The sequence below is a fragment of the Cryptosporangium minutisporangium genome (genome assembly GCF_039536245.1).
Taxonomy (GTDB): domain Bacteria; phylum Actinomycetota; class Actinomycetes; order Mycobacteriales; family Cryptosporangiaceae; genus Cryptosporangium; species Cryptosporangium minutisporangium.
This window is the reverse complement of the sequence record NZ_BAAAYN010000044.1, coordinates 281,272-301,476: the sequence shown is the minus strand read 5'-3', so window position 1 is coordinate 301,476 and position 20,205 is coordinate 281,272. Positions and strand designations below refer to the sequence as shown.

Sequence of the window (20,205 nt, the reverse complement as noted above, 5' to 3'; positions counted from 1 at the left end):
CGTGAACGTGGAGGCCGAGCCGACGGCTCTGGAGTGGCAGTCCTATCTCGGCGAGGGTGTGGTCCGACTGCCTCGGAAGCGCGTCACCGCCGACCTGGTGATCCGCGACGAGGCGGGGCGGATCCTGCTCGTCGATCCGCACTACAAGCTCGGTTGGGACCTCCCCGGCGGCATGGTGGAGGTCAACGAGGCGCCACACCTCGCCGCGGCCCGGGAGCTGCGAGAGGAATTAGGGCTCGACCGGACGCCGGGGCAGCTGCTCGTCGTCGACTGGATTCCGCCGCACGAGCCTTGGGACGACATCCTCGCGTTCGTGTTCGACGGCGGAACGCTCACCGGGGATCAGGCCGCCGACATCCGCCTGGTGGACGGCGAGGTCACCGCCTACCGGTTCTGCGAGCCGGAGGAGGCCCGGCGACGATTGCTCCCGCTGGTCTCGGCCCGGCTGGACGCCGCTCTGGAAGCCCAGCGCAGCGGCGCGATCAGCTACCTCTACCGGGAGTGAGCGCTACTGGTTCGACTTTCAGGCTCGGTGTTCGATGCGGTCCTGGATGAGCACGGACTCGTAGACCTCTGTGTCGTCCGGGCGCGACAGCACGATCTGCCAGGGCAGCCGGCACGGCGGCGCGTGGTCGGGCTCCGGGCAGAGCAGCCGCGCGATCTGCTCCTTCAGCTGCTCGGCCTGCTGCTCGGTGGCGACGAAGCCCACCCGCACTTCCCAGAGCTCCCGTTCGTCATTCATCGATCCAGTATGGCCAGAAAGACGCCCATACGTCGTATTGATTTCTCCGTCATCGTGGCGCAACTCGACGCTCGAGGACGGTGAGGGCGCGCTCGCACCAGCGCACGTTCTCCCGCTCGAACGACAGCCCGCGCATGAGCGTCAGGTACGGCCCCACGCGTTCGGCCTCGGCGAGGAACTCGTCCTCGAAGCGGCCGTCCAGCAGCCGGGTGCGCTGCCGCTCGTAGAACGCCACCTTCGCCTCCGCCCACGTCAGACGCTCGCGGATCGCCTCCTGGACGGCGGCGCTGTCCCCGGCGTCCACGGCCGCGACCTTCACCAGGAGGTCGTCGCGGATCACGCCGGGCCTGGCCGGTTCGGTGGTGAAGCGGTGCAGCGCTTCCAGCCCAGCCTCGGTGAGGGAGAACAGGCGCTTGTTCGGACGTCGCTCCTGCTCGACGACGCGCGCGCGGACGAGCCCGTCGGCCTCCATCCGGTCGAGCTCGCGATAGAGCTGCTGCGGTGTCGCCAGCCAGAAGTTGGCCACCGAAGCGTCGAACACCTTGGCCAAGTCGTAGCCCGACGCTTCGCCGCCGAGCAGTGCGGCCATGACCGCATCCCGCAGTGCCATGCGTGAATCTTAGTCAACAAAGCGACTATGGACAGGGGACCGCTCCTGCTCATACCCTCGGCCGCATAGTCAAAAAGTTGAATAGGGAGAACCCATGGAAGCGTTCCGCAAGGCCGCCGAGTCGGGTGACGCGGCAGCCGCAGAAGCCCTACTCGCCGACGACGTCGTGTTCCACAGCCCGGTCGCGTACAAGCCGTACCCCGGTAAGCCGCTGACCGCTGCGATCCTGCGCGCCGCCCTGCGGGTGTTCGAGAACCTGCACTACGTGCGCGAGATCTCCAGCCCGGACGGTCGCGACCACGCGCTGGTGTTCCGGGCGACCGTGGGAGGCAAGGACGTCAACGGCTGCGACTTCCTGCACCTGAACGACGAGGGCTTGATCGACGAGCTGACGGTCATGGTGCGTCCGCTGTCCGGCGCGCACGCGCTGGCCGAGGCGATGGGCGCCGAGTTCGAGCGCGTCCGACGCGAGGCGCAAAGCGGCTGACGCCTACTCGCCGCACGCCGTCGATCGACTCCCTGCCGGGGCGCGGCTCGCCGGCGTTGACCACAGCGGGATCATCGACGCGTGCCCCCGACGACGATCCGCATCGGAACTGACCGCACCGTCCACCGCCTGGGTTTCGGCGCCATGCGCCTGCCGACCGAACCGGCCGCCGAACGCAGCACTGCGATCGCCGTCGCCCGCCGGGCGGTGGAGCTGGGCGTGACGCTGATCGACACCGCGCACCTCTACGGGTGGGGCGCCAACGAGGAATTGCTCGCCGAGGCGCTCCACCCCTACCCCGACGAGTTGCTGATCACGACGAAGGTCGGCGTCGTGAACACCCCGGAGGGTGGCGAGCTGTGCGGGCGCCCGGAGGTCCTGCGCCACCAGGTCGACGAAGGCCTCCGGCGACTGCGTCAGGATCGGCTGGAGCTTCTCCAGCTGCACCGGGTGGATCCCGAGGTTCCGTTGGCCGACCAGGTGGGGACGCTGCGCGAGCTGCAGCTCGCCGGGAAGATCGGTCACCTCGGGCTGTCCGAGGTGACCGTCGACCAGCTGGACGAGGCCCGCTCGATCGCCGAGATCGCGAGCGTCCAGAATCGCTACAACGTCCTCGACCGGGAGCACGACGCCGTCCTCGACGCCTGCACCGAGGCCGGGATCGCGTTCCTCCCGTGGCGTCCGGTGCATCCGCTGCTGGACGCCCCCGAGATCGTCGCGGTCGCCGCGGAGCTCGACGCGACGGCGGCCCAGGTGTCGCTCGCCTGGCTGCTCCACCGGTCGCCCATGATGCTGCCGATCCCCGGCACCGCATCGCTCGACCACCTGGCGGAGAACGTCGCGGCCGCGTCGCTGTCGCTCACCGAGGACCAGCGGCAGCGTCTCACCGCCTTCCACTAGCGCCGGGCCGTCCCCTGGCAGGATGTGAGCGCCGACTCGAGGAGGACGCGATGTTCACGGTCCCGATGGGGGACGACGGGGCGCTGTTGCAGCCGCTGGAGCCGTGGCGCGCCGAGGAGTTCCTCGCCCACATCAACCGCGGCCGCGAGTTCATCGGCCGGTTCATCGGGCTCGCGGACGCGGTCACCGATCAGGCCTCCGCGCGATCGTTTCTGCAGTCGTACGCGGAGAAGGCCGCCACCGACACCGGCCGCATCTACGGCATCTGGACTCCGAAGGCCTTGGTCGGCGGCGTGTTGTTCCGGACGATGGACCTCGCTCAGAGCACCGCGGAAGCGGGCTGCTGGCTGGAGCCGGCCGCGGTCGGCAAAGGGCTGGTGACCCGCGCGGCGCGGCTGATCATCGACTGGGCGATCGAGGAGCGCGGCATCCACCGCGTCGAGTGGCAGGTGTCGGTGGGCAACGACGCGAGCGTCGCGGTCGCCCGCCGGCTGGGTATGACGCGCGAGGGAGTCCTGCGCCAGAACTACCTCCACCGCGGCCGGCGCTACGACATCGAGGTGTGGTCGGTCCTCGCCCCGGAGTGGCGCGCCGCGCAGCGAGACCCCGTCGGCCACCACTAATCGTGGGAACCGTGGGCCTTGGCGTCAGGCGCGACCCGGGCGACCGCGTGGGCGAGGATCGCGCGGGCCCGTTCGATCGGTAGCCGGTAGAGCGCCACGTCCGTCCCCAACCCACGCGCCAGCACCCACAGCGCCTGACCGTCGAGCGACGGATCGACGTCCGGCCCGACCCGGCCCGCCTCCTTCGCCGACGCGACGACGTGCACCGCCAGCGCGAGCAGCTCGTCGTCGCCTTCCACCAGAACTTCGGCGAGCCGCTCGTCCTCCCGGGCCCGCGCGGCGAAGGCCAGGTGGACGCGGATGGCGTCCCGGGTCTCCGGGTCGCTGCCGAGCAGCTCATCGAGGACCGCGACCAGCGCCGCCCGCGGGTCGTCGTCCGGCTCGATGCTCAATCGGGCAGCAATCCGCTGCTCCATCCGCCGGTGCGCGTCGCGCAGCGCGTAGAGCAGCAGGTCGTCCTTGGTGGCGAAGTAGTACTGCACCCGCCCCATCGAGACGCCCGCCTGCGCGGCGACGGTCCGGAGCGACACCGACTCCAGCCCGCCGCGCGCGATGAGGTCCCACGCCGCCCGGCTCAGGACGGTGCGGTTCTGTTCGTGGTCGGCGGTGCGCGGCACGACCCACCATAACAATGCGACCGCATGGTAACGTCGAAGGCGCCCAATGCAGTCGCATTGAAATGGGGTGAGCTCATGACCCGAAAGGCCATCGACGGCTGGCAGGGCCTCTGCTTCTTCCTCGGCATCACGCTCGGCGTGATCCCGCTGATCCAGTTCGCGCTCGGCACCCGGCGGGGCGGTCTCCTGCGCTTCGTCTTCGGCGACGACCCCGGCGCGGCCCGGTGGATCGTCCCGCTCGTGATCCTCGCCGTGGCGATCGCCGCGATCACGCTGCTCGAACGCCGCAAGGCCAGGACCTGACCCCGCCGGCGGAACCGTCAGAGCCGGCAGCCGCCGATCACGACCCGCCGGCTGCCGTGGCCCGCCGTTGGTGCCGGGCCACGGCGTTGCGGCGGGCGATCTCCACCAGGCCGATCACGTCCGACAGTGTCCGATTCGGGTTGAGGACGCTGACCCAGCCCTGGGCGCCGTAGATCGGATTGGGGATCACCTCGTCCAGCGCGGCGAAGTCGAACTCGCCGCGCCGGGCCTCGAACTCGCGCGGTGGGAACCCGAACAGCCGCTCGAACTCCTCCCGGCCGACGTTCAGGTTCAGCCGGTAGACGCCCTGCCGGTCGAGCTGCGACTCCTCGTCGAAGCCGGGCATGTTCCGGATGACGATCGAGGCGAACGGCCGCATGCGGTCGTCGTCGATCAGGAAGAAGTAGTTGCCCCAGTTGCTCTCCGGCGCGCCACCGGCCTCGTCCGCGACCACCGTGGTGACGTGCGGCAGCAGGCTCATCTGCGCGGCAGCATCCTTCGCCGACGGTCCCGGCGGCACGGCGCCCTCCTCGCGCGGCTCGTCCCCGGCCGGACGCGGAGCAGGAGGCAGGTGGAGGACGAAGTCGGTGTGCTCCAGATCCTCGGCGGCCAGCGGCAGGTACCCCTGCGCCGGGCTGACGTCGTCCCGCGGCTTCAGCCCTTGGGTGACCTCACGGACGCGCGTCACGTCGAACAATCCCTCGCCCAGAGCGTCCAGAGCGCCCTCGTACGTTCCGGTAGGCGCCTCGCCGAGGCTGCCGGTCACGACCGCGTAGCGGTCGCCGAGCAGGGTGCTGACGATCGACCCGGCGCTGTTCCACTCCAACTCCGCGCCGCCCAGCAGCAACCGGCTCCCGTATCGCTGCACGTGACGGTTGTGCGCGAAGACGAGCGTCGGTCCCCGGTGCTGCTCGAAGCTCCGGATGTCGAGCAGGTTCTTCGCCATGCAGGCGTCGCGCACCCCGGCCATCCGGGACGTCCGATCGGGTCCGCCGACCGCTGCCTGGGCGTGGTACCGCAGCAGGCTGAGCGCGGCCACGCCGTAGGCCTGCGCACGGCGCCACGCCACGACCGACGACGCCGCCACCAACCGCGGAGCCGACGCGTACAGCGCGGTCATCAGATCGTCGGCGGCTACCCGGAGCGCCCCGGCCTGCGCCGAGGTACCCAACGACCTCGACGCGTCCAGCACCTCGTCCCACGGCTCGTCGTCGCCGAGCAGCGCGTCGAGTTCCGCCCACCGCTCGGGCGCGACGTACGCGCACAGCTCCTGCAGGTGACGCCGCGGGCTGGGAGCGCTCGTCAGCTCGAGCGGAGCGTCGAAACCGTAAAACGTGAGGTGCTCGTCATGGGAGGTGTTGTACTCGCGCATCCATTCGACGAGCTCCCGGTTCGGAGCCAGCTGTCCGAAGTTGTGGCTGAACCCGTCCCGCGCCAGCGACTCCACGTCACCGCGGACGTACGCGTCCACGTCGAGCGCCGCCACCCGGTCGGTCTCCAGCGCGATCGACCGGAACCCGCGCTCGACCAACTCCGCGAAGAGCCGGTTGCGCCACCGCGGGAAGGCCAGCTCGCCGTGGGTGGGCTCGCCGACGGCCAGCACCGTTGGGTCGTTGTCCAGTAGGGCTTCCAGTGCGGTATCCATGTCTTTGAACCGTATCTTTGAACCAGCGATTGAGACTTTCTCGAAGCAGTGCTGGGAGTAGCGTCCTGAAGCCTCAAACGGGAGTACACATCTACCGGCCGGTGGACCTCGCGCGCGAGCACGGCTTGACCGCTCAGGCCGTCCGCAACTACGAAGACCGGGGTGTGCTCCCGCCGGCCGAGCGCACCGCCAGCGGTTACCGGATCTACTCCGACCTGCACGCGATCGCGCTGCGCGCGTACCTCGCCCAGGTTCCCGCGCACGGGTACGCGACCGGCGGTGAGATCCTCCGCGCGGTCAACAACAACGCGGTGGACGACGCTCTGCGCGCCGTCGATCGCAGCCACGTCCAGCTCCTGCGCGACCGCGAGACACTCGACGCCGTCGGGGCCGCGATCGGCTTGCTGGTGACACCGCGGGACGACCGACCGGATCGTCCGTTGCCAGTCAGTGCCGTGGCCCACCGGCTGGGCGTGAACCCGGCGACGCTGCGCAAGTGGGAGCGGGCCGGCATCCTCAGGCCAGAGCGCGATCGGGTCAGTCGGCACCGCGTCTACCGCGCGGACGACCTCCGCGACGCCGAGCTCGCCCACCTGCTGCGACGCGGCGGCTACCTGCTCGACCACATCGCCACGGTGCTGGACCAGGTCCGCACCGCCGGCGGGGTCGACGCGCTGGCCGCCTCGCTCGCCGGATGGCGCGAGCGGCTGGTCGATCGGGGCCGGGCGATGCTCACCGCGGCCGGTCGGCTCGACGAATACCTGCGATTCCGCGAGGTGAATTCGACTGCAACCGACGGTTCGCGCGTGCGTGTTCCCTTGTGAGAGCACCACGGAGGACGGGGGTCGCCGGTGGAGTCCCACGAGGGGGAGTTCGCGACGTTCTACGCCGCGCACTTCCCAACGCTGTGCAAGCAGCTCTACGCCTACACCGGTGACCGCGGCGAGGCGCAGGACGTCGTCCAGGAGGCGTTCGCCCGCGGCTGGGCGCGCTGGTCGACGATTCGGGCCTACGACGAACCGGCCGCCTGGGTCCGGACCGTCGCCTGGCGGCTCACGATCAGCCGCTGGCGGAAGGCCCGCCGCGCCTTGGCGTTCCTCTCCGGGCAACGCGAGGAGCCGGTGGCGCCACCGCCGGACCCGGCGCACGTCGCACTCGTCGCGGCGCTCTCGACGTTACCCACCAAGCACCGCAGGGCGATCGTCCTGCACTACCTCGCCGACCTACCAGTTGCCGAGATCGCCGCGAGCGAGCGGGTTGCCGGCGGAACGGTCAAGTCGTGGCTGCACCGCGGCCGCACGGCGCTCGCGGCTCAGCTGAGCGAGCCGGCGTTGGAGCGGAGGACGCAGTGAACGAGGACATCGAGGGTCACCTGCGCGATCTGCGCGCCGCACCGGACGCGCCGTACCAGGGCCTCGGTCCGGCCGCGGCCCGGGTACGAGCCGCCGAACGACGTCGCCACCAGCGGGGGGCGTTCGTCACCGGCGTGATGGTGCTGGTGATCGCAGTGACCGGCATCGTTGCCCTGGGGTTCGAACGCGACACCACCCACCGGATCCGGCCGGCGACACCGCCCTCGAAGGAATCCCAGGTGTGGCCCTGGTACGAGGACGAGCAGAAGGCCACCGAGAGTCCGAGCGCCGGATCGTCCGCCTCGCGCGTGACGTCGCTGGGGCGGATCGACTGGAAGAACTCGGTCATGAACATGCCGGAGAACACGATGTGCCCGCACCGCCGGGTGCAGTTCACCGACGGCAAGGCGTCGTTCGGTCCCTGGCAGTACTCGATCCTGCGCTTCGGCGGCGATCCGGTCTACGGCGACGTCAACCGGGACGGCCACACGGACGCGATCGTGGTGATCGAGTGCCACGGTGACGCCGACACCGGCGGACCGGAGTCGCGATTCGTCCTCGCGGCCTTCACCGGGAACGCGAAGGGCGGCCCGACCCCGATCGGGATCGTGGACGAGATGCAGGCCTACGTCGACCCGGTGATCACGCTGAGGGATGGCGGCTATTACATCTTCGTCGACTACAACTCGCCGTCGGACACGATGCAGCGCACGTACGAGTGGGGGACCGGGAAGTTCACCCGTATCGACGACTAACCCGGAAGGGCAGCCATCCATTCGTCCTTCGTGAGCGCGTACTCGACGTCGCCGTGTTCGTCGCCGGGGACCTGGTCGGGCCAGTCGTCCCGGCACGTACCCACGTACCGCAGGCCGGCCTTCTCCATCACCCGCTGGGAGGCACCGTGGACGGCCATCGCCTCGGCGTAGATCCGTTCGACGCCGAGCTCGGTGAAGCCCTTCCGGATCAGCGCCTTCGACCCCTCGGTGGCGTAACCCTTTCCCCACGCCGAACGACGCAGCCGGTAGCCCAGCTCGACGCCGACCCGGGCGCTACCGTCGGCTCGCGTCGGCTTGCCGTTGGGCCGGAGGATGAACCAGCCGAGGAACTCGCCGGTCGACTTCTCGATCGCAGCGAAGTAACCGGAGCCGTCGTTCCGCTCGTAGAACGACTTCCAGCGCGGCAGGACCTCGTCGCGTACCTGCTCCGGCGGCGTCGGCCTGCCGCCGGTGATGTATCGGGTCACCTCGGGGTCGCTGTCCAGCTCGACGATGAGGTCGATGTCTTCGTCGGTGAAGTACCGCAGCACCAACCGTTCGGTCTCGAGGTAGATCCGCATCCCTACATCGTGGACGTTCCCGGTGCTTCACCCCGCATGGTTTTCCCGGGGCGTCGGCCGAGCAGGGGCTCGCCCCACGCGTCGACCTCTAGTTCGTCGCCGACCGACACCTTGCCGCCGCGCAGCACCGACAGCTTGACGCCGAACGCCACCCCGCTGGAGTCGCGGCGGAACGCCGCCAGCGTGCGCAGCGGCTCCGGGCCCTGTTTCCGGCCGGTCTCCTGATCCACGGTGGTCACCACACACCGAATGCATCGCTTCGCGAAGGCCAGCTCGGCGTCGCCGACGCGGAAGCGTCGGAGCCGGTCTTCGGTGAACGGTTCGTCCCACCCGTCGACGACGAGGTTGGGCCGGAACCTCCCCATCGGCAACGCCGGGTTGCCGCCGTCGGTCAGGCGCGCGTTCAAGCTCCGCAGCGACGCCCGCGACAGCAGCATCAGCGGCGCGCTGTCGGCGTAGCTCGCGGTGCCGTCGACGCCGTCCGCCGCGCCCTTCGTGACCCGGTCGTGCTCGGGCGGAACCCGCACCAGCCGGTACCGTCCGCCGAGCACCGTCGAGAGCCAGTCCGCGACCGGTTCGCCCTGGTCGATGCCGGTGAATCCCTCGCCGAACAACGTCACCGGCCGCCGCGGGCCGGTGACGTCGACGGGCACCGCGCACGGCTCGACGTCCGGGGCGTTCAGCGTGAGGGTGGTTCCGTCCTCGCTGACCGACGGGCGAACGACGGCGAGCCGCGGTAGGCCCCGCTGCGTCTGGTACTCGCCGTCCGGGTCGGTCACCAGGAACGCACGGTCGTGCGGCGGGCCCGCCGGAACGATCGTCACCGAGCTCGCCACGGCTGGCGCGCACGATTTCACCGGGTAATAGGCCAGCTCAACGATGGTTGCCACCCGCCGACCCTACGTTTTTGTCAATCGGGTCGCTCGTAGAGCTGCTCGGCGACGACGCCGGGACGCACCGGTAACTCGGGGATCCGGGCGGGAACGATCAGCCCGATCGAGGCCGCGAGGATGGTCATCACGATCATCAGCCCGACGATGACGTACTTGGCCGCCCAGACGGCATAGGCGTACGCCCGCGCACCTCGCATGCTCCGAGAAACGGCCGGGCGTCGGGGCGGGTTCCTCGCGGACGACCTCTCCGGGCCGCGACACTCAGTCGACGAGCAGGTCCACCAGCTCGACCGGGCGACTCAGCGCGACCAGGTGCCCGCCGGGCAGGATCTCCGGCGTGATGCCGAGGCGCTCCTGCGCCACCCGCACCTGGAAGTCGACCGGGAACAGCCGGTCGTCGCGGCTGCTCAGTACGCGGGTCGGCACGTCCGGCCAGCTGTCCCGCGGCCAGGGCAGCGCGAACGGCGTGCCGGACTGGTCCCGCTGGTGAGCGTCCGCGTCGGCGAGCACCTCGGCCGGGACGTCGTGCAGGAAGTGGACCATCGGGTCGAACGGCGCGTCCGGGTCGCGGCCCTCCCGTTCGTCGGACTCGCGCTGCGCCTGACCTTGGCCGGTCGCGGACCACCACTCACCGCCGGACTCGCCCGGCGCCGGAATCATCGCGTTGACCAGGATCAGTTCGGAGACCGGAACGCGGTCGCAGACCAGGGGTGCGGTGAGACCACCCATGGACTGGGCCACCAGCACGAGGTCGTCGCGCTTGCCGACGGCGTTCACCACCACGTCGACGTAGTCCTCGAGGCCGTACGCGTCGTCGTCGGCCGGCAGGTCGACCGCGATCGCCTCGTGACCGCGCTCCCGCAGGAGCGGCACCACCCGGTGCCAGTACCAGGCGCTCCCGCCGGCTCCCGGCAGCAGACCGTACGTTCGGGCGCTCATGCGTGGGCTCCCGGCCCGTGCCCGGGGAACCGGGTCTCGAAGTCGAGGACGCCGACCCACGACGGCCGCACGGCGATTCGCGCCATCCGGGTGCCGGGGCGGTCCAGCCCGGCGATGTTCGCGGCACCCTGCTCGGGGCCGTAGTACCGGTGGTGGGCGAGGACGTACTCGGGTACCAGCCCGTCGACCTCGGTCAGCTCGGCTCGCCCGCGCAACTGCAGGACGTGCGGTGGCGGCCCGGGGACGTCGATCTGGACCGCGACGTCGGGTGCCGCCCGCAGCGCGGCGATCTTCGCGGCACCGCCGAACGTCGCCATCACGAGTTCGCCATCGGACCAGTGGAAGAGCATCGAGAACAGGCGCGGCGTGCCGTCGGCCGCAACGTAGGCCAACCGGGCCAGCTCGGTGGAGGTCAGCAACGTCTTCGCCACCGGATGGTCCAGCAGGCCGACGTCGCCTTGTGCGGGGTTCATCATCGAAGACCCTCTCAACTTGGTGCTAATTTAGTACCAGAGGGTTCGGGAACAATACAATGACGTTCGTGGCGCGAACTTACGACGACCCGTGTGGACTGGCCCGGGCGCTCAACCTCGTCGGCGACCGGTGGGCCTTGCTGGTCGTCCGAGAACTCCTGCTGGGGCCGAAACGGTTCTCCGACCTGCGGCGCGGTCTGCCGGGGGCGAGCCAGAGCATGCTCACGCAGCGGCTCACCGAGTTGGAGCACGCCGGTGTGCTGGGTCGACGGCAGCTCGGCCCGCCGACGAGCACATGGGTCTACGAACTCACCGAGAGCGGGCACGCGCTCGCGCCGGCGCTGCTGGAGCTGGCCCGCTGGGGCAGTCGGACGCCGCTCACGTCGACCGTGGAGATGAGCGTGGACGCGCTTGCCCTGGCGCTGCGGACGACGTTCGACGCGGCCGCCGCCGGCGACCTGCGGGCGCGGTGCTCACTGGTCGTCGACGGTGATCGGCTGGTCGCGACGGTGGAGGACGGACGCTTCGGGATCGTTCGCGCGGAGGCCGACGCGGTGGACGCGGAGCTGGAGAGCAGCGCCGCGGCCCTTCGTGCGCTGGTGTTCACCGACGAGGACGTCGCGACTGCCGAAGCCGCCGGCCGGGTCACGGTCCGCGGCTGCCGAGTGGTGGCGGCCCGCTTCCTGACCCTCTTCCCCCGGCCCACTCCGACCGGTCCCCACGCATAGTCGCCCAGGGACCCACAGGTTGTTCGGAGGTAGGAAGATCGCTGCTGAGGAGGAACGATGAGTCTCGTGCGCTGGTCGGAAGTGCGAGCAGCGCTGCCGGCAGCCACCGCACCACCGGCTGCAGCGACGGGAACTCCGGCCAGCCGTTGAGCCGCGCCAGCAGCTGGAAGTACCGCTCCGCGTACGGGTCGCCTCCCACCTCCACGCGGGTCACCAGCGACGCGCGGTAGGCCGGATCGTCCGCCGCACCGAACTCGGCTGCGTACCGCGCCACCAGCTGGTCGACGATCGGCCCAGCCGCAGGTGAGTCCGGTTCGACGCCGGCCGCCAGCGCCTCCTCCACCAGCGTCCGGACCTCCTCCGTCAGCGCGCCGTGAAGACCCGTCCGGTCGCCGTCGGCCCGCTGCGCCGCCTGGTATTCGGCGGCGCGCCGGGCACTTGCCCGGAACCGTGGGTCCTGGATCAGCTCGGCCAGCGCCACCCAGTCGTCCAGTTGCTCCGGGCTGGGATCGTCGGGCAGCTCCGGCAGAGCGGCACGCATCATCGCGACGAAGTCCGGGTTGGCGTCCAGATCACCGAACGTCTCGTCGACGAACGTGGTGACCAGCCGTTCGCGCTCCGCCGCCGACAGGCGGGCCAGCCGATGCATCAAGGGAACCTCCGTGGGGTCGGCGCTCCGTGCGGCGATCAGGGACAGCACGGAACGCTGGGCGTGCAGGGTGCGGATCTGGACGTCCAGCGCCTCGGCGTGCGCCGCCGCGACCTCGGCCAGCGAGAGCCGACGATCGACCACTCGCCGGATCGTGGACAGGTCGAGGCCGAGTTCGCGCAGTGTGCGAACCAGCTCCAGGCGGGCCACGGCGTCGGCGTCGTACCGGCGGTAGCCGGCGGCGCTGCGATCGGTCGGCGGCACCACGCCGGCGTCGGCGTAGAACCGGATCGTCCGGACCGACAGGCCGGTCCGACGGGCCAGGTCTCCGATCGAGTACGGGGCGTCCATGTGATCAGCGTGCAGGCTCCACCCGGTGGAGACTCAAGCGCCGACGCGTACGTGTCCGGACAGCCGGGACCTTTTCTCAGTCGGCGTCCCACCCGGCGTCGGCGGCGAAGCGCTGCGCGTCCGCGTACAGAGCGTCCCAGAGCTCGATCAGGTCCCGGCGGCGCCCGAAGGGCGTCCGGTACAGCGACCGGCGCCCCGACCGGGTGCGGATCCGTAGGCTCTCGCGGACTATTCGCTGCCACTGCGGAAAGGCCTCCAGCGCGTACCTGGCACCAGCGGACTCATCGCCCCAGCATGTCAGCGCTGGGCGGCGTACCGATGAAGGACGTTGTCGGAGCCGTCGAACGTCCTCGTACCGAGGAGCCGCAGACGCCGCGGCGCAGTGAACGCCGGCACGCCGTCACCGAGCACGGTCGGACTCACCATCAGGTGCACCTCGTCGATCAGCCCCTGGTCGAGTAGCGCGTTCCACATCGTCCGGCTACCGAACACGACGACCTCGCCCGATGAGTTGGCGAGCCACTCCTTGACTCCGTCGCGGGCCACGACCGTAGTGTGATCCGCCCACGGATGCGCCGGCGGCACCGTGTACCGGTCCGAGACCACGACGTTCGGCGTGACCGCCCACGCCCGGCTGATCCGCCGGTTCTCCTCATCGAGTGCGGGGTTCTCCGGGTCCTCCGGTGCATCGGCGATCGATGGCCAGTAGCTGCCGAATTCCTCGAACGACGTCCGCCCGAGCAGCACCGTGTCGGCGGCTTCGATTCGCTCGCGGTTGTAGACGTCGAACGCCTCATCCATGTTCAGCACCAACGGATTGCCGTCCGAGGCGGCGTAGTAACCGTCGAGAGAGACGATGTTCGTGACGATGACCGAACGCATGGCTGCTCCTATCGGGAAGTGTTCTCCCCCGGTCAGAGACGCCGCCGCGCCCGAACTCATCGGTCAGCCGGAAATTCCCTGGAACCGAGCCACCATCCCCGGCTCCAGGAACGACGCCACCCAGCACACCTGCCCGCCGCGGAAGTGCAAGACGACCAGCGCAGCGCCGCCCTCCTGGTGCCCGATGAACGCTGGCTGCCCGTTCACGTCGGGCACCCGCACCGCGCGCCACGGCGTTGCGAACACGCGCGTCGCGAAGAACTCCCGGACCGCGTCCACGCCGTCGAACCACGCGGGCAGCGGCGGCATGGTGAACCGCACGTCGTCGGTGAGCAACCGCACCAGCCGATCCACGTCACCGGCGACGAACGCCGCAACGAACGCGTCCGCGGCCTCGCGGTGCGCCACCTCGGGGCGGCCGGGCCACTCGTCCGGCGTCGCGGACATCGTGGCGCGGGCCCGCTGCAGCGCGCTGTTGACCGACGCGGTACTGGTCTCCAGCAGGTCGGCGACCTCCTGCGCGGAGAACGCGAGCACCTCCCGCAGAATCAGCACGGCTCGCTGTGTCGCGGGCAACCGCTGCAACGCCGCGATGTACGCGAGCGCGATCGTCTCCCGCCGCTCGACCTGCGCGCCGGGATCCGGGGCGAAGGCATCCGGGGCGAGGGGATCCGGGGCGAGGGGCTCCACCCAGACCGGCCCATCGACCGGGGCGCCGAGGTCTTCACCCCAGTTTCGCGCGGGCCCGTGCTCCCACGACAACACCCGCGGCGGACGACGCTCCGCGAGCCGCAGGCAGCAACGGGTCGCTATCCGATAGAGCCAGGTGCGCAGGGAACTGCGCTCCTCGAAGGCGGGCAGGCCGCGCCAGGCCGCCAGCAGCGTCTCCTGCACCGCGTCTTCCGCGTCCTGGGTGCCACCGAGCATGCGGTAGCAGTAGACCTCCAGCTCCCGACGGTAGGACCCGACGAGCGTCCCGAACGCGTGCTGGTCACCGGCGCGGGCGGCGTCCAAATCGGTCACGGGCCCAGTATCAACGGTCCGCACCCTCGGACGACGTCGCCTGCTCATCGATCGGGCGGGCGGCGACGCGCTCTTCGTGGCGCAGGCGCCAGAACGCCGGGACGAGCAGCGCCAGCGTCACGACGCTGATCGCGAGGTCGCCGATGAGCGCCTCGGTCGGGCTGGCCGGCGCGTAGTTCGGCACCACGTACGCGTACGCGGCCACCAGGACGAGCGGCCCGGAGAACGCCGCGAGTACGTGCCGCTGGTCCCACCCGGGCCGCCGCGACCAGCGCACGACCACGACGACGGCGACCCCGATCGCACCCGCGAAGAGGGCGACGCCACCCCACCCGGGGACGACGCCCGCGGTGGCCGCCGCCGCCAGCGTCACCACCGCACTCCAGAACGGCCGCGGTGCCGGCCGCGCGTCGGAGCGACTCCACGCGCTCGGCCGCGGCCACCTCCAGGCGAATCGTCGTTCGAGCGTCGGCAACGGCGTCAGCACCGCCACCACGATCAGCGCGACGACCACCACGACGGCGAACCCCAGCTGGTGCGGCTCTGCGGTGAAGCCCTTGGCGGCGTCCGAATGAATGAGCAGGCTGCCGAGCACGAACAGAACGCCGACCACGGCCAGTCCCCACCGCCCGAGCCACGGCTCGCGTCGGCGGTCCGGCGCGACGAGCGACTCGACGATCGCGATCGGCACGCAGATGCTCAGCACGATGTGGTTGCCGACGTAGTTCAGCGCGTCTGCGGCGCTGAACTCCAGGCCGGGCACGAGCGTTGCCCGCGGATCGCTGGCCAGGTCGGCGTATTCGGTGTCGCTGAGGTAGTCCAGGTTGAACAGTGCCTGGTCGACCAGGCCCGCCTGGTACATGCCGAACGCGCAACCGAGCAGCGCGATCTGGGGCCAGCCCCCGCCGGTGCGGCGGACCACCTCTCGGATCAACACGGCCGCCCCTCCGTAGAGCGGCCCGAGGAACACGACAACGATGAGGTAGTCGCTCAGTGCGAAGCCGCCCCACGAGCACTCCGCGGCCCACGGCGCCAGCACCCCGAGCGCCAGCACCGGCGCGATCCGCCGTCGACGAGACATCGGCGCTCCTTCAGGTTCCGCAGGCCTGGTCACCTGCACGAACTCAGGGTCGCGTCGCCGCCGGTCCCCGCTCAGCGGCCGGAGGTCGCCCGTCCATCGACCTTGGTCGACGGTCCCTCGCCGACCGGGTGGGCGTGCGCGAGGGTCAGGAACGGGTCGCCGACCTGGCCGCAGCTCGAACACCTCGGACCGCTGGCCGGCGGGGGCACCCGAGCGCTGGCCGCACTGCCGCCGGACGAGTTCCCGCACACGGCCGCCAACGCCCGGCACGCCGGCCGACTCACCGCCGACGCGGAGTTCACCGAGGGCCTTCACGTCCTGCTTCGCGGTAGGGCCATGACACCGTGAGGCGGTGTGCACTCCGGCAGGCCATAGGTCGCTGAAGTGCACACCGCTCAGCGAGAGGATCGGAGAGAGGCTCGTGAATCTGTTGCCCTTACGGTTTCGGCCGGCCGCCGAGGAGGACTTGGAGCTGTTCCGGCGGCTCCGCACCGACCCTGACTTCGTCGGATTGGACTGGAACGGCTTCCGCGATCCGGGTCATCCGGCACGGCGGTTCGCCGAGGACGGCTTTCTCGGCGAGGACCTCGGCTGGCTGATGGTCGACGCCGACGACGGGACGACGGTGGCCATGGTGAACTGGCGACGCGGCAGCATGGGCAGCGCGGGGGCGTACTGGGAGATCGGCATCGTCGTGCTGCCGGAGTGGCGCGGACAGGGCGTCGGTTGGCGGGCACAGGCGATGCTCTGCGACTACCTGTTCAGCCACACCCCGGTGCAACGCATCCAAGCCGGCACCCACCCGGAGAACACTGCCGAGCAGAAGGCCCTGGTGAAAGCCGGATTCCAGTTGGAGGGCGTCCTGCGCGCCTGCGAATTCCGCGCCGGCGAGTGGCACGACGGCCTGCTCTACAGCCGACTGCGCACCGACCCGGCGCCGAGCGTCGACTAGCCCGCCTCAGGCGTCGGCGGGAACCAGTGTGGACAGGCGGAGGCACAGCGGCACCAGCCCGACGGCGACGCAGGCGGCGCCGAGCGTCGCCAGCGTTGCGTAGCCGCCGACGCCGACCACCAGGCCGGACGCCGCTCCGCCGACCGCCGCGGCCACACCCATCCCGACCTCGCCCGCCGCTTCCAGCCTCGGCCGCTCCTCCGGTCGAGCCCACCGCACCAACGCGGCGCTGCCGGTGACCACGGCGGCGCTCCAGCCGAAGCCCAGCAGTGCGACCGCGACGAGAAGCCCCCACACCGATCCTGCGGACAGCGCCGCGAGCGACGTGGCCGCCAGGAGCGTCCCGCAGGCCACCGCTGCGCCATGGCCGATCCCGAACCGGTCGACCACCCAACCGCTGATCGGCGCCGGCGCGAACATTGCAGCGATGTGGACGCCGACCACGATCCCGATCGAGCCCAGACCACCGCCGATGTGGTGCAGCTGCACCGGCACCATCGTCATCGTCGCCACCATCACCAGGTTCGCCAGACCGAGCACGGCGACGGCAAAAGCGGATCGACCGAAGGCCCACCGCACACCCGCGGGAGCCGGTCCGATCGCGCCGCGAGGCGCGCCGATCGCCCACACCGCTCCGGCGACGAGGAAGACAACGGTCGCGAGGAGGAAGCCCGTGCTGAAGCGAGGAAGACCTACCAGGCGGTCGAGATGCACGGTCGGTGCCAGTAGGTTCGGCCCCACGACCGCCCCGACCGCGACGGCTGCGAGCACGGACGAGACCGCACGCCCGGCGCCCCGGTGGCCACCGACCTCGACCGCGGCGTACCTGGCCAGGGCGACCGCGGTCGCACCCCCGCCTCCGAGGAAACTGCCGAGCAAGAGCAGCGGCACGCTGTGCAGGGCCACGGCCGCGACCGACACCGCACCGCCCGCCGCCCCGACGGTCGCACCGATGGCGAGGCCGATCCCCCGGCCCGTCCGGGACGACCATCGGGAAACCACCGGCGCGAAGCCCGCGGCGCCGAGCACCTGCAGCGCCTGCGGGAAGCCTGCCGTGCCAGCGTTACCGGCCATCTCGGCCGCCACCAGAGTCGCGGCGACGCCGAGCAGCGTCTGCGCCAGTCCGCCTGCGGCACCGGCGACCCAGAGCGCTGCCAACCTGCGATCGTTTAGTGACATGCGCAAACGCTAAGAAAGTCGGCCCTCCCAGCCCATGGGCGACGTCCGTCGGTATCGACGATCGACCTGTCATTCGGAAGGCTGTAGCGGTGAACTCCTCACGTTCGGAATATGCCCTGGACGACGTCGACTGGCGCATCCTGGACGAGCTGCAGAAGGACGGCCGACTGTCGTTCAACGAACTCGGACGCCGCATCCATCTGTCGTCGCCAGCCGTCGCCGAGCGGGTGCGCAGACTCGAACAGGTCGGCGTCATCAGTGGTTACCGGGCGGTCGTCGACCCCGTGCGGGCCGGCTACGGCATCACCGCCTTCGTCCAGCTCCGCTGCAAGCTCGGCAGTTGTCTGCTGCGTACCAGCCGCGCGGCGGACTACCCCGAGGTGACCGAGGTGCACAAGCTCAGCGGAGCGCACTGCACGATGATCCAGATCCGCGCCGCGTCGCTGGCCCACCTCGAAGGGGTGATCGAGCAACTCGGCCGGCACGGTGAACTCCACACCCACGTGGTCCTCTCGACGCAGTACCAGGACGCGACGGTGTCCCGCCCGGAGACGATCGAGCGCCCGGTGACGCCGTCCGCCGGCTGGAGCGGGCCCGAGTGACGATTTTGTCCGTCCGCCACTGCAGATCTACCGGCGGCGGCACAATCACGGCGTGACCACGTCCGCAGAGTCGCCGGTGGTCGGGAAGCGCCCGTGGTGGACGGCTCTGCTGGTGGTCAACTATCTGTCTGGCGCCCATCTCCTCCTGGTGTTCGCACTCCGGCCGCTGGTGCCGGAGTACCTGGCGCCGCCCCTGCTCGCCGCCGTGGCAGTTGGTGGTGTTCCCGCCACCGGCCTCGGCGTCCTCGTCGGCTGGTTGGTGCTCGTGGCGACTCGCCGTCGCCCGGGTCGCCGCCCGTCGCTCGACGCCCTGGCCGCCGCCGGGGTCGGCGCGCTGGTCGCGCCGTTCCTCCTACTCCTGATCGGGCTGGGGGTCCTGTGGCGGACGCTATGAGCTCACGCCGGACCACGATGCTGCTGGTGCCGCTCCTCGTCGCTGCGGGTGTGTGGGGCGGCTTCCAGCTGTACCGGGGGTTGTGGATCCTGCTCACCGGCAGTGCCCCCTACGAGCGGGTACAGCCGCTGTTCCTCGCCGCTTCGATCGTCGTGGGGGTGGCCATCGGTTGGGGAGTGCTCCTCACCGGGCCGCAGCGCTCGCCCTGGCGGAGCACGGTCCGCGCTACGGCCCTCGGAGTCTCCACCGTCCTGCTGCCCGGCTGCCAACTGGTGTTCGTCCTACCGCCGACCGCGTACTTCTTCGGCGGGTGAGCCGATCAGCCCGATGAGTGGTGCGCGTCGCTGACGTCCCGCCACCGGTCGTTCGGGTCCCCCAAGTGCTTCTCCGCCTCCGCGATCGCCTCGTCGAGGCTGTCGAACAACGCCAGCCAGCGTCTGCCCTCGGCTCCGCCCTGGGCGACCTCGACCTGGAACCGGCTGCCGTCACTGCGCACGTAGACGTCACGGCGCCCCAACCGTCCCCACTGCTGGTTCCACCAATGCCGCACGACTCGCATGTCCGCAGGTTACGAACGTGTGTTCGATCAAGTCGAGGGCTCGCCTCGTTTCCCCACCCTGCGGCGGAGCCGCCGCGCTACGCCGACCCGCGTCCGCGCAGTCGCCGACCACTACCGACGTACTCCGAGCCCGAGCCGCACCGCTTGCTCGACCGGCGAGTAGGCCCCGTCGGGTCGGTCGAGAACCAGCTCACCCACGGGGTCCAGCGGCGGCTGTGCCATGAACTTCGGCTGGCGGCCGGTGTGCGGCTGCGCGGCGTGTACCAGAAAGGGGTGGCAGAGGTAGACGTCACCCGCCTCGCCGGTGGCGTGGACGACCGGCCGATCCGCTGAGGCGGGCACGGCCTGCTTCGCCAGCTCCATGAAGTCGAGCCCTTCGTCGCCGGCCGGGGCCAGGATCGGTGGCACGTCGAGATGGGAGCCGACCCGGATGCGCGTCGGGGCGTCGTCTGCCCCGACGTCCGAGAACAGGAACAGCATGAGCAGCGCCCGGCCGCGCGACACCACGTTCGTGCGGTACCCGGTCCGCTCCCCGAAGCTGCCCTCGACGTGCCAGCCGCCGTCACCGGGATCGTCCGGGTGCGGGAACCGGATCGGGAACGTGCCGAGTCCGGTTCGCGGCCGCCAGCGGCCAGCGCCGACCAGCGCGTCGAAGGCGGCGTGCAGCGTCGGCGTGTTGGCGGCGACCCGGAACGGCTCGTCGCCGTAGCCGTCGAGACGGATCACCGGCCGAGTCCAGGTGGTGGGGTCATCGGGATCGCAGCCGGTGCGTTCCCACAGCAGCGCGCGAGCGGCGTCGGCCACGTCGCGGGGGAAGGCGCCGGGCACGTGTACGAAGCCGTCCCGGACGAACGCGATCTGGTCAACAGTCACCCCTCGACCCTC

Annotated in this window: 30 protein-coding genes; 14 read left to right on the top strand and 16 right to left on the bottom strand. The window is 70.7% G+C overall.

From position 1 onward, the window contains the following. The first annotated feature begins 1 nt into the window (after position 1). Positions 2-505: an NUDIX domain-containing protein gene (locus ABEB28_RS31780; protein WP_345731931.1), complete on the top strand. Its 504-nt coding sequence runs from the start codon at positions 2-4 to the stop codon at positions 503-505. 18 nt (positions 506-523) lie between these two features. On the opposite strand, the gene ABEB28_RS31775 is transcribed toward ABEB28_RS31780, so the two are convergent. Then, complete coding sequence (locus ABEB28_RS31775) at positions 524-742, bottom strand: hypothetical protein (RefSeq protein ID WP_345731930.1); 219 nt, start codon at positions 740-742, stop codon at positions 524-526. Positions 743-791: 49 nt separating this feature from the next. Then, the gene (locus ABEB28_RS31770; protein WP_345731929.1) at positions 792-1,352 is read right to left on the bottom strand and encodes a PadR family transcriptional regulator; all 561 of its coding nucleotides are present in this window, start codon (positions 1,350-1,352) and stop codon (positions 792-794) included. Positions 1,353-1,446: 94 nt separating this feature from the next. On the opposite strand from ABEB28_RS31770, the gene ABEB28_RS31765 reads away from it, so the two are divergent. The 3 genes from ABEB28_RS31765 (at position 1,447) to ABEB28_RS31755 (ending at position 3,362) form a co-directional block, all read left to right on the top strand. Then, complete coding sequence (locus ABEB28_RS31765) at positions 1,447-1,839, top strand: nuclear transport factor 2 family protein (protein WP_345731928.1); 393 nt, start codon at positions 1,447-1,449, stop codon at positions 1,837-1,839. An 81-nt stretch (positions 1,840-1,920) separates the two neighbouring features. Beyond that, positions 1,921-2,739 carry an aldo/keto reductase gene (locus ABEB28_RS31760; RefSeq protein ID WP_345731927.1) on the top strand — a complete coding sequence of 273 codons (819 nt, stop codon included), beginning with the start codon at positions 1,921-1,923 and terminating at the stop codon, positions 2,737-2,739. A 50-nt stretch (positions 2,740-2,789) separates the two neighbouring features. After that, entirely contained in the window at positions 2,790-3,362 is a 573-nt protein-coding gene (locus ABEB28_RS31755) for a GNAT family N-acetyltransferase (protein WP_345731926.1), read from the top strand. Here ABEB28_RS31755 and ABEB28_RS31750 read toward each other — a convergent pair. Beyond that, a complete protein-coding gene (locus tag ABEB28_RS31750) occupies positions 3,359-3,979 on the bottom strand; it encodes a TetR/AcrR family transcriptional regulator (protein ID WP_345731925.1) in 621 nt (206 codons plus the stop codon). The two genes, ABEB28_RS31755 and ABEB28_RS31750, sit on opposite strands and share 4 nt — an antisense overlap. A 75-nt stretch (positions 3,980-4,054) precedes the next feature. Here ABEB28_RS31750 and ABEB28_RS31745 point away from each other — a divergent pair, with 75 nt between their 5' ends. Further along, entirely contained in the window at positions 4,055-4,282 is a 228-nt protein-coding gene (locus tag ABEB28_RS31745) for a hypothetical protein (protein ID WP_345731924.1), read from the top strand. Positions 4,283-4,319: 37 nt separating this feature from the next. Here ABEB28_RS31745 and ABEB28_RS31740 read toward each other — a convergent pair whose 3' ends face one another. Further along, complete coding sequence (locus ABEB28_RS31740; RefSeq protein WP_345731923.1) at positions 4,320-5,927, bottom strand: DUF6194 family protein; 1,608 nt, start codon at positions 5,925-5,927, stop codon at positions 4,320-4,322. Positions 5,928-6,016: 89 nt separating this feature from the next. Here ABEB28_RS31740 and ABEB28_RS31735 point away from each other — a divergent pair, with 89 nt between their 5' ends. Genes ABEB28_RS31735 through ABEB28_RS31725 form a run of 3 tightly spaced genes read left to right on the top strand, consistent with a single transcriptional unit; the run spans position 6,017 to position 8,034 of the window. Continuing rightward, complete coding sequence (locus ABEB28_RS31735; RefSeq protein ID WP_345732052.1) at positions 6,017-6,751, top strand: TioE family transcriptional regulator; 735 nt, start codon at positions 6,017-6,019, stop codon at positions 6,749-6,751. A gap of 27 nt (positions 6,752-6,778) precedes the next feature. Beyond that, on the top strand, positions 6,779-7,279 hold the full coding sequence (locus ABEB28_RS31730) for a SigE family RNA polymerase sigma factor (RefSeq protein ID WP_345731922.1): 501 nt from the start codon (positions 6,779-6,781) through the stop codon (positions 7,277-7,279). After that, the gene (locus tag ABEB28_RS31725; protein WP_345731921.1) at positions 7,276-8,034 is read left to right on the top strand and encodes a hypothetical protein; all 759 of its coding nucleotides are present in this window, start codon (positions 7,276-7,278) and stop codon (positions 8,032-8,034) included. Before ABEB28_RS31730 ends, ABEB28_RS31725 begins: the two co-directional genes overlap by 4 nt. On the opposite strand, the gene ABEB28_RS31720 is transcribed toward ABEB28_RS31725, so the two are convergent. From ABEB28_RS31720 to ABEB28_RS31700, 5 genes are all read right to left on the bottom strand, one after another. After that, positions 8,031-8,615, bottom strand: coding sequence for a GNAT family N-acetyltransferase (locus tag ABEB28_RS31720; protein ID WP_345731920.1), 585 nt, complete (start codon positions 8,613-8,615; stop codon positions 8,031-8,033). The two genes, ABEB28_RS31725 and ABEB28_RS31720, sit on opposite strands and share 4 nt — an antisense overlap. A gap of 2 nt (positions 8,616-8,617) precedes the next feature. Beyond that, a complete protein-coding gene (locus tag ABEB28_RS31715; RefSeq protein WP_345731919.1) occupies positions 8,618-9,505 on the bottom strand; it encodes an MOSC domain-containing protein in 888 nt (295 codons plus the stop codon). 20 nt (positions 9,506-9,525) lie between these two features. Then, positions 9,526-9,705, bottom strand: a complete 180-nt coding sequence (locus ABEB28_RS31710; protein WP_345731918.1) for a hypothetical protein — start codon at positions 9,703-9,705, stop codon at positions 9,526-9,528. Between the two features lie 64 nt (positions 9,706-9,769). After that, entirely contained in the window at positions 9,770-10,447 is a 678-nt protein-coding gene (locus ABEB28_RS31705) for an alpha/beta fold hydrolase (protein WP_345731917.1), read from the bottom strand. Then, positions 10,444-10,920, bottom strand: coding sequence for a pyridoxamine 5'-phosphate oxidase family protein (locus ABEB28_RS31700; RefSeq protein ID WP_345731916.1), 477 nt, complete (start codon positions 10,918-10,920; stop codon positions 10,444-10,446). Before ABEB28_RS31700 ends, ABEB28_RS31705 begins: the two co-directional genes overlap by 4 nt. Before the next feature lie 68 nt (positions 10,921-10,988). Between ABEB28_RS31700 and ABEB28_RS31695 the strand changes: the two genes are divergently transcribed. Then, on the top strand, positions 10,989-11,648 hold the full coding sequence (locus ABEB28_RS31695; RefSeq protein ID WP_376980426.1) for a winged helix-turn-helix transcriptional regulator: 660 nt from the start codon (positions 10,989-10,991) through the stop codon (positions 11,646-11,648). Here the strand turns inward: ABEB28_RS31695 and ABEB28_RS31690 are convergent. From ABEB28_RS31690 to ABEB28_RS31675, 4 genes are all read right to left on the bottom strand, one after another. Next, positions 11,566-12,648, bottom strand: coding sequence for a MerR family transcriptional regulator (locus ABEB28_RS31690; RefSeq protein WP_345731914.1), 1,083 nt, complete (start codon positions 12,646-12,648; stop codon positions 11,566-11,568). The two genes, ABEB28_RS31695 and ABEB28_RS31690, sit on opposite strands and share 83 nt — an antisense overlap. 297 nt (positions 12,649-12,945) lie before the next feature. Then, positions 12,946-13,530, bottom strand: coding sequence for a dihydrofolate reductase family protein (locus tag ABEB28_RS31685; RefSeq protein WP_345731913.1), 585 nt, complete (start codon positions 13,528-13,530; stop codon positions 12,946-12,948). A gap of 63 nt (positions 13,531-13,593) precedes the next feature. Next, on the bottom strand, positions 13,594-14,553 hold the full coding sequence (locus tag ABEB28_RS31680; RefSeq protein WP_345731912.1) for an RNA polymerase subunit sigma-70: 960 nt from the start codon (positions 14,551-14,553) through the stop codon (positions 13,594-13,596). 10 nt (positions 14,554-14,563) lie between these two features. Then, positions 14,564-15,634: a hypothetical protein gene (locus ABEB28_RS31675; protein ID WP_345731911.1), complete on the bottom strand. Its 1,071-nt coding sequence runs from the start codon at positions 15,632-15,634 to the stop codon at positions 14,564-14,566. Between the two features lie 102 nt (positions 15,635-15,736). On the opposite strand from ABEB28_RS31675, the gene ABEB28_RS31670 reads away from it, so the two are divergent. Together ABEB28_RS31670 and ABEB28_RS31665 are read left to right on the top strand one after the other, a co-directional pair. Beyond that, the gene (locus tag ABEB28_RS31670; protein WP_345731910.1) at positions 15,737-15,982 is read left to right on the top strand and encodes a hypothetical protein; all 246 of its coding nucleotides are present in this window, start codon (positions 15,737-15,739) and stop codon (positions 15,980-15,982) included. A gap of 73 nt (positions 15,983-16,055) precedes the next feature. Next, positions 16,056-16,586, top strand: a complete 531-nt coding sequence (locus tag ABEB28_RS31665) for a GNAT family N-acetyltransferase (protein ID WP_345731909.1) — start codon at positions 16,056-16,058, stop codon at positions 16,584-16,586. A gap of 6 nt (positions 16,587-16,592) precedes the next feature. On the opposite strand, the gene ABEB28_RS31660 is transcribed toward ABEB28_RS31665, so the two are convergent. After that, entirely contained in the window at positions 16,593-17,765 is a 1,173-nt protein-coding gene (locus ABEB28_RS31660) for an MFS transporter (protein WP_345731908.1), read from the bottom strand. 89 nt (positions 17,766-17,854) lie between these two features. On the opposite strand from ABEB28_RS31660, the gene ABEB28_RS31655 reads away from it, so the two are divergent. The 3 genes from ABEB28_RS31655 to ABEB28_RS31645 are packed head-to-tail and all read left to right on the top strand — an operon-like array spanning position 17,855 to position 19,075. Continuing rightward, positions 17,855-18,367, top strand: a complete 513-nt coding sequence (locus ABEB28_RS31655) for an Lrp/AsnC family transcriptional regulator (protein ID WP_345731907.1) — start codon at positions 17,855-17,857, stop codon at positions 18,365-18,367. 52 nt (positions 18,368-18,419) lie between these two features. After that, positions 18,420-18,761, top strand: coding sequence for a hypothetical protein (locus ABEB28_RS31650; protein WP_345731906.1), 342 nt, complete (start codon positions 18,420-18,422; stop codon positions 18,759-18,761). Continuing rightward, a complete protein-coding gene (locus ABEB28_RS31645; protein ID WP_345731905.1) occupies positions 18,758-19,075 on the top strand; it encodes a hypothetical protein in 318 nt (105 codons plus the stop codon). Before ABEB28_RS31650 ends, ABEB28_RS31645 begins: the two co-directional genes overlap by 4 nt. 5 nt (positions 19,076-19,080) lie before the next feature. Here the strand turns inward: ABEB28_RS31645 and ABEB28_RS31640 are convergent, their stop codons facing one another. Next, a complete protein-coding gene (locus tag ABEB28_RS31640) occupies positions 19,081-19,320 on the bottom strand; it encodes a hypothetical protein (RefSeq protein ID WP_345731904.1) in 240 nt (79 codons plus the stop codon). Between the two features lie 111 nt (positions 19,321-19,431). After that, positions 19,432-20,193 (bottom strand): phytanoyl-CoA dioxygenase family protein, encoded by a 762-nt coding sequence (locus tag ABEB28_RS31635; RefSeq protein WP_345731903.1) that lies wholly within the window; start codon positions 20,191-20,193, stop codon positions 19,432-19,434. Positions 20,194-20,205 lie beyond the last annotated feature (12 nt).

Excerpts from the sequence above, each read along its gene's own strand:
- ABEB28_RS31775 (WP_345731930.1), bottom strand. The coding sequence starts at position 742 with ATGAATGACGAACGGGAGCTCTGGGAAGTGCGGGTGGGCTTCGTCGCC.
- ABEB28_RS31770 (WP_345731929.1), bottom strand. The coding sequence starts at position 1,352 with ATGGCACTGCGGGATGCGGTCATGGCCGCACTGCTCGGCGGCGAAGCG.
- ABEB28_RS31765 (WP_345731928.1), top strand. The coding sequence starts at position 1,447 with ATGGAAGCGTTCCGCAAGGCCGCCGAGTCGGGTGACGCGGCAGCCGCA.
- ABEB28_RS31755 (WP_345731926.1), top strand. The coding sequence starts at position 2,790 with ATGTTCACGGTCCCGATGGGGGACGACGGGGCGCTGTTGCAGCCGCTG.
- ABEB28_RS31745 (WP_345731924.1), top strand. The coding sequence starts at position 4,055 with ATGACCCGAAAGGCCATCGACGGCTGGCAGGGCCTCTGCTTCTTCCTC.
- ABEB28_RS31740 (WP_345731923.1), bottom strand. The coding sequence starts at position 5,927 with ATGGATACCGCACTGGAAGCCCTACTGGACAACGACCCAACGGTGCTG.
- ABEB28_RS31720 (WP_345731920.1), bottom strand. The coding sequence starts at position 8,615 with ATGCGGATCTACCTCGAGACCGAACGGTTGGTGCTGCGGTACTTCACC.
- ABEB28_RS31710 (WP_345731918.1), bottom strand. The coding sequence starts at position 9,705 with ATGCGAGGTGCGCGGGCGTACGCCTATGCCGTCTGGGCGGCCAAGTAC.
- ABEB28_RS31705 (WP_345731917.1), bottom strand. The coding sequence starts at position 10,447 with ATGAGCGCCCGAACGTACGGTCTGCTGCCGGGAGCCGGCGGGAGCGCC.
- ABEB28_RS31700 (WP_345731916.1), bottom strand. The coding sequence starts at position 10,920 with ATGAACCCCGCACAAGGCGACGTCGGCCTGCTGGACCATCCGGTGGCG.
- ABEB28_RS31690 (WP_345731914.1), bottom strand. The coding sequence starts at position 12,648 with ATGGACGCCCCGTACTCGATCGGAGACCTGGCCCGTCGGACCGGCCTG.
- ABEB28_RS31685 (WP_345731913.1), bottom strand. The coding sequence starts at position 13,530 with ATGCGTTCGGTCATCGTCACGAACATCGTCTCTCTCGACGGTTACTAC.
- ABEB28_RS31675 (WP_345731911.1), bottom strand. The coding sequence starts at position 15,634 with ATGTCTCGTCGACGGCGGATCGCGCCGGTGCTGGCGCTCGGGGTGCTG.
- ABEB28_RS31660 (WP_345731908.1), bottom strand. The coding sequence starts at position 17,765 with ATGTCACTAAACGATCGCAGGTTGGCAGCGCTCTGGGTCGCCGGTGCC.
- ABEB28_RS31645 (WP_345731905.1), top strand. The coding sequence starts at position 18,758 with ATGAGCTCACGCCGGACCACGATGCTGCTGGTGCCGCTCCTCGTCGCT.
- ABEB28_RS31640 (WP_345731904.1), bottom strand. The coding sequence starts at position 19,320 with ATGCGAGTCGTGCGGCATTGGTGGAACCAGCAGTGGGGACGGTTGGGG.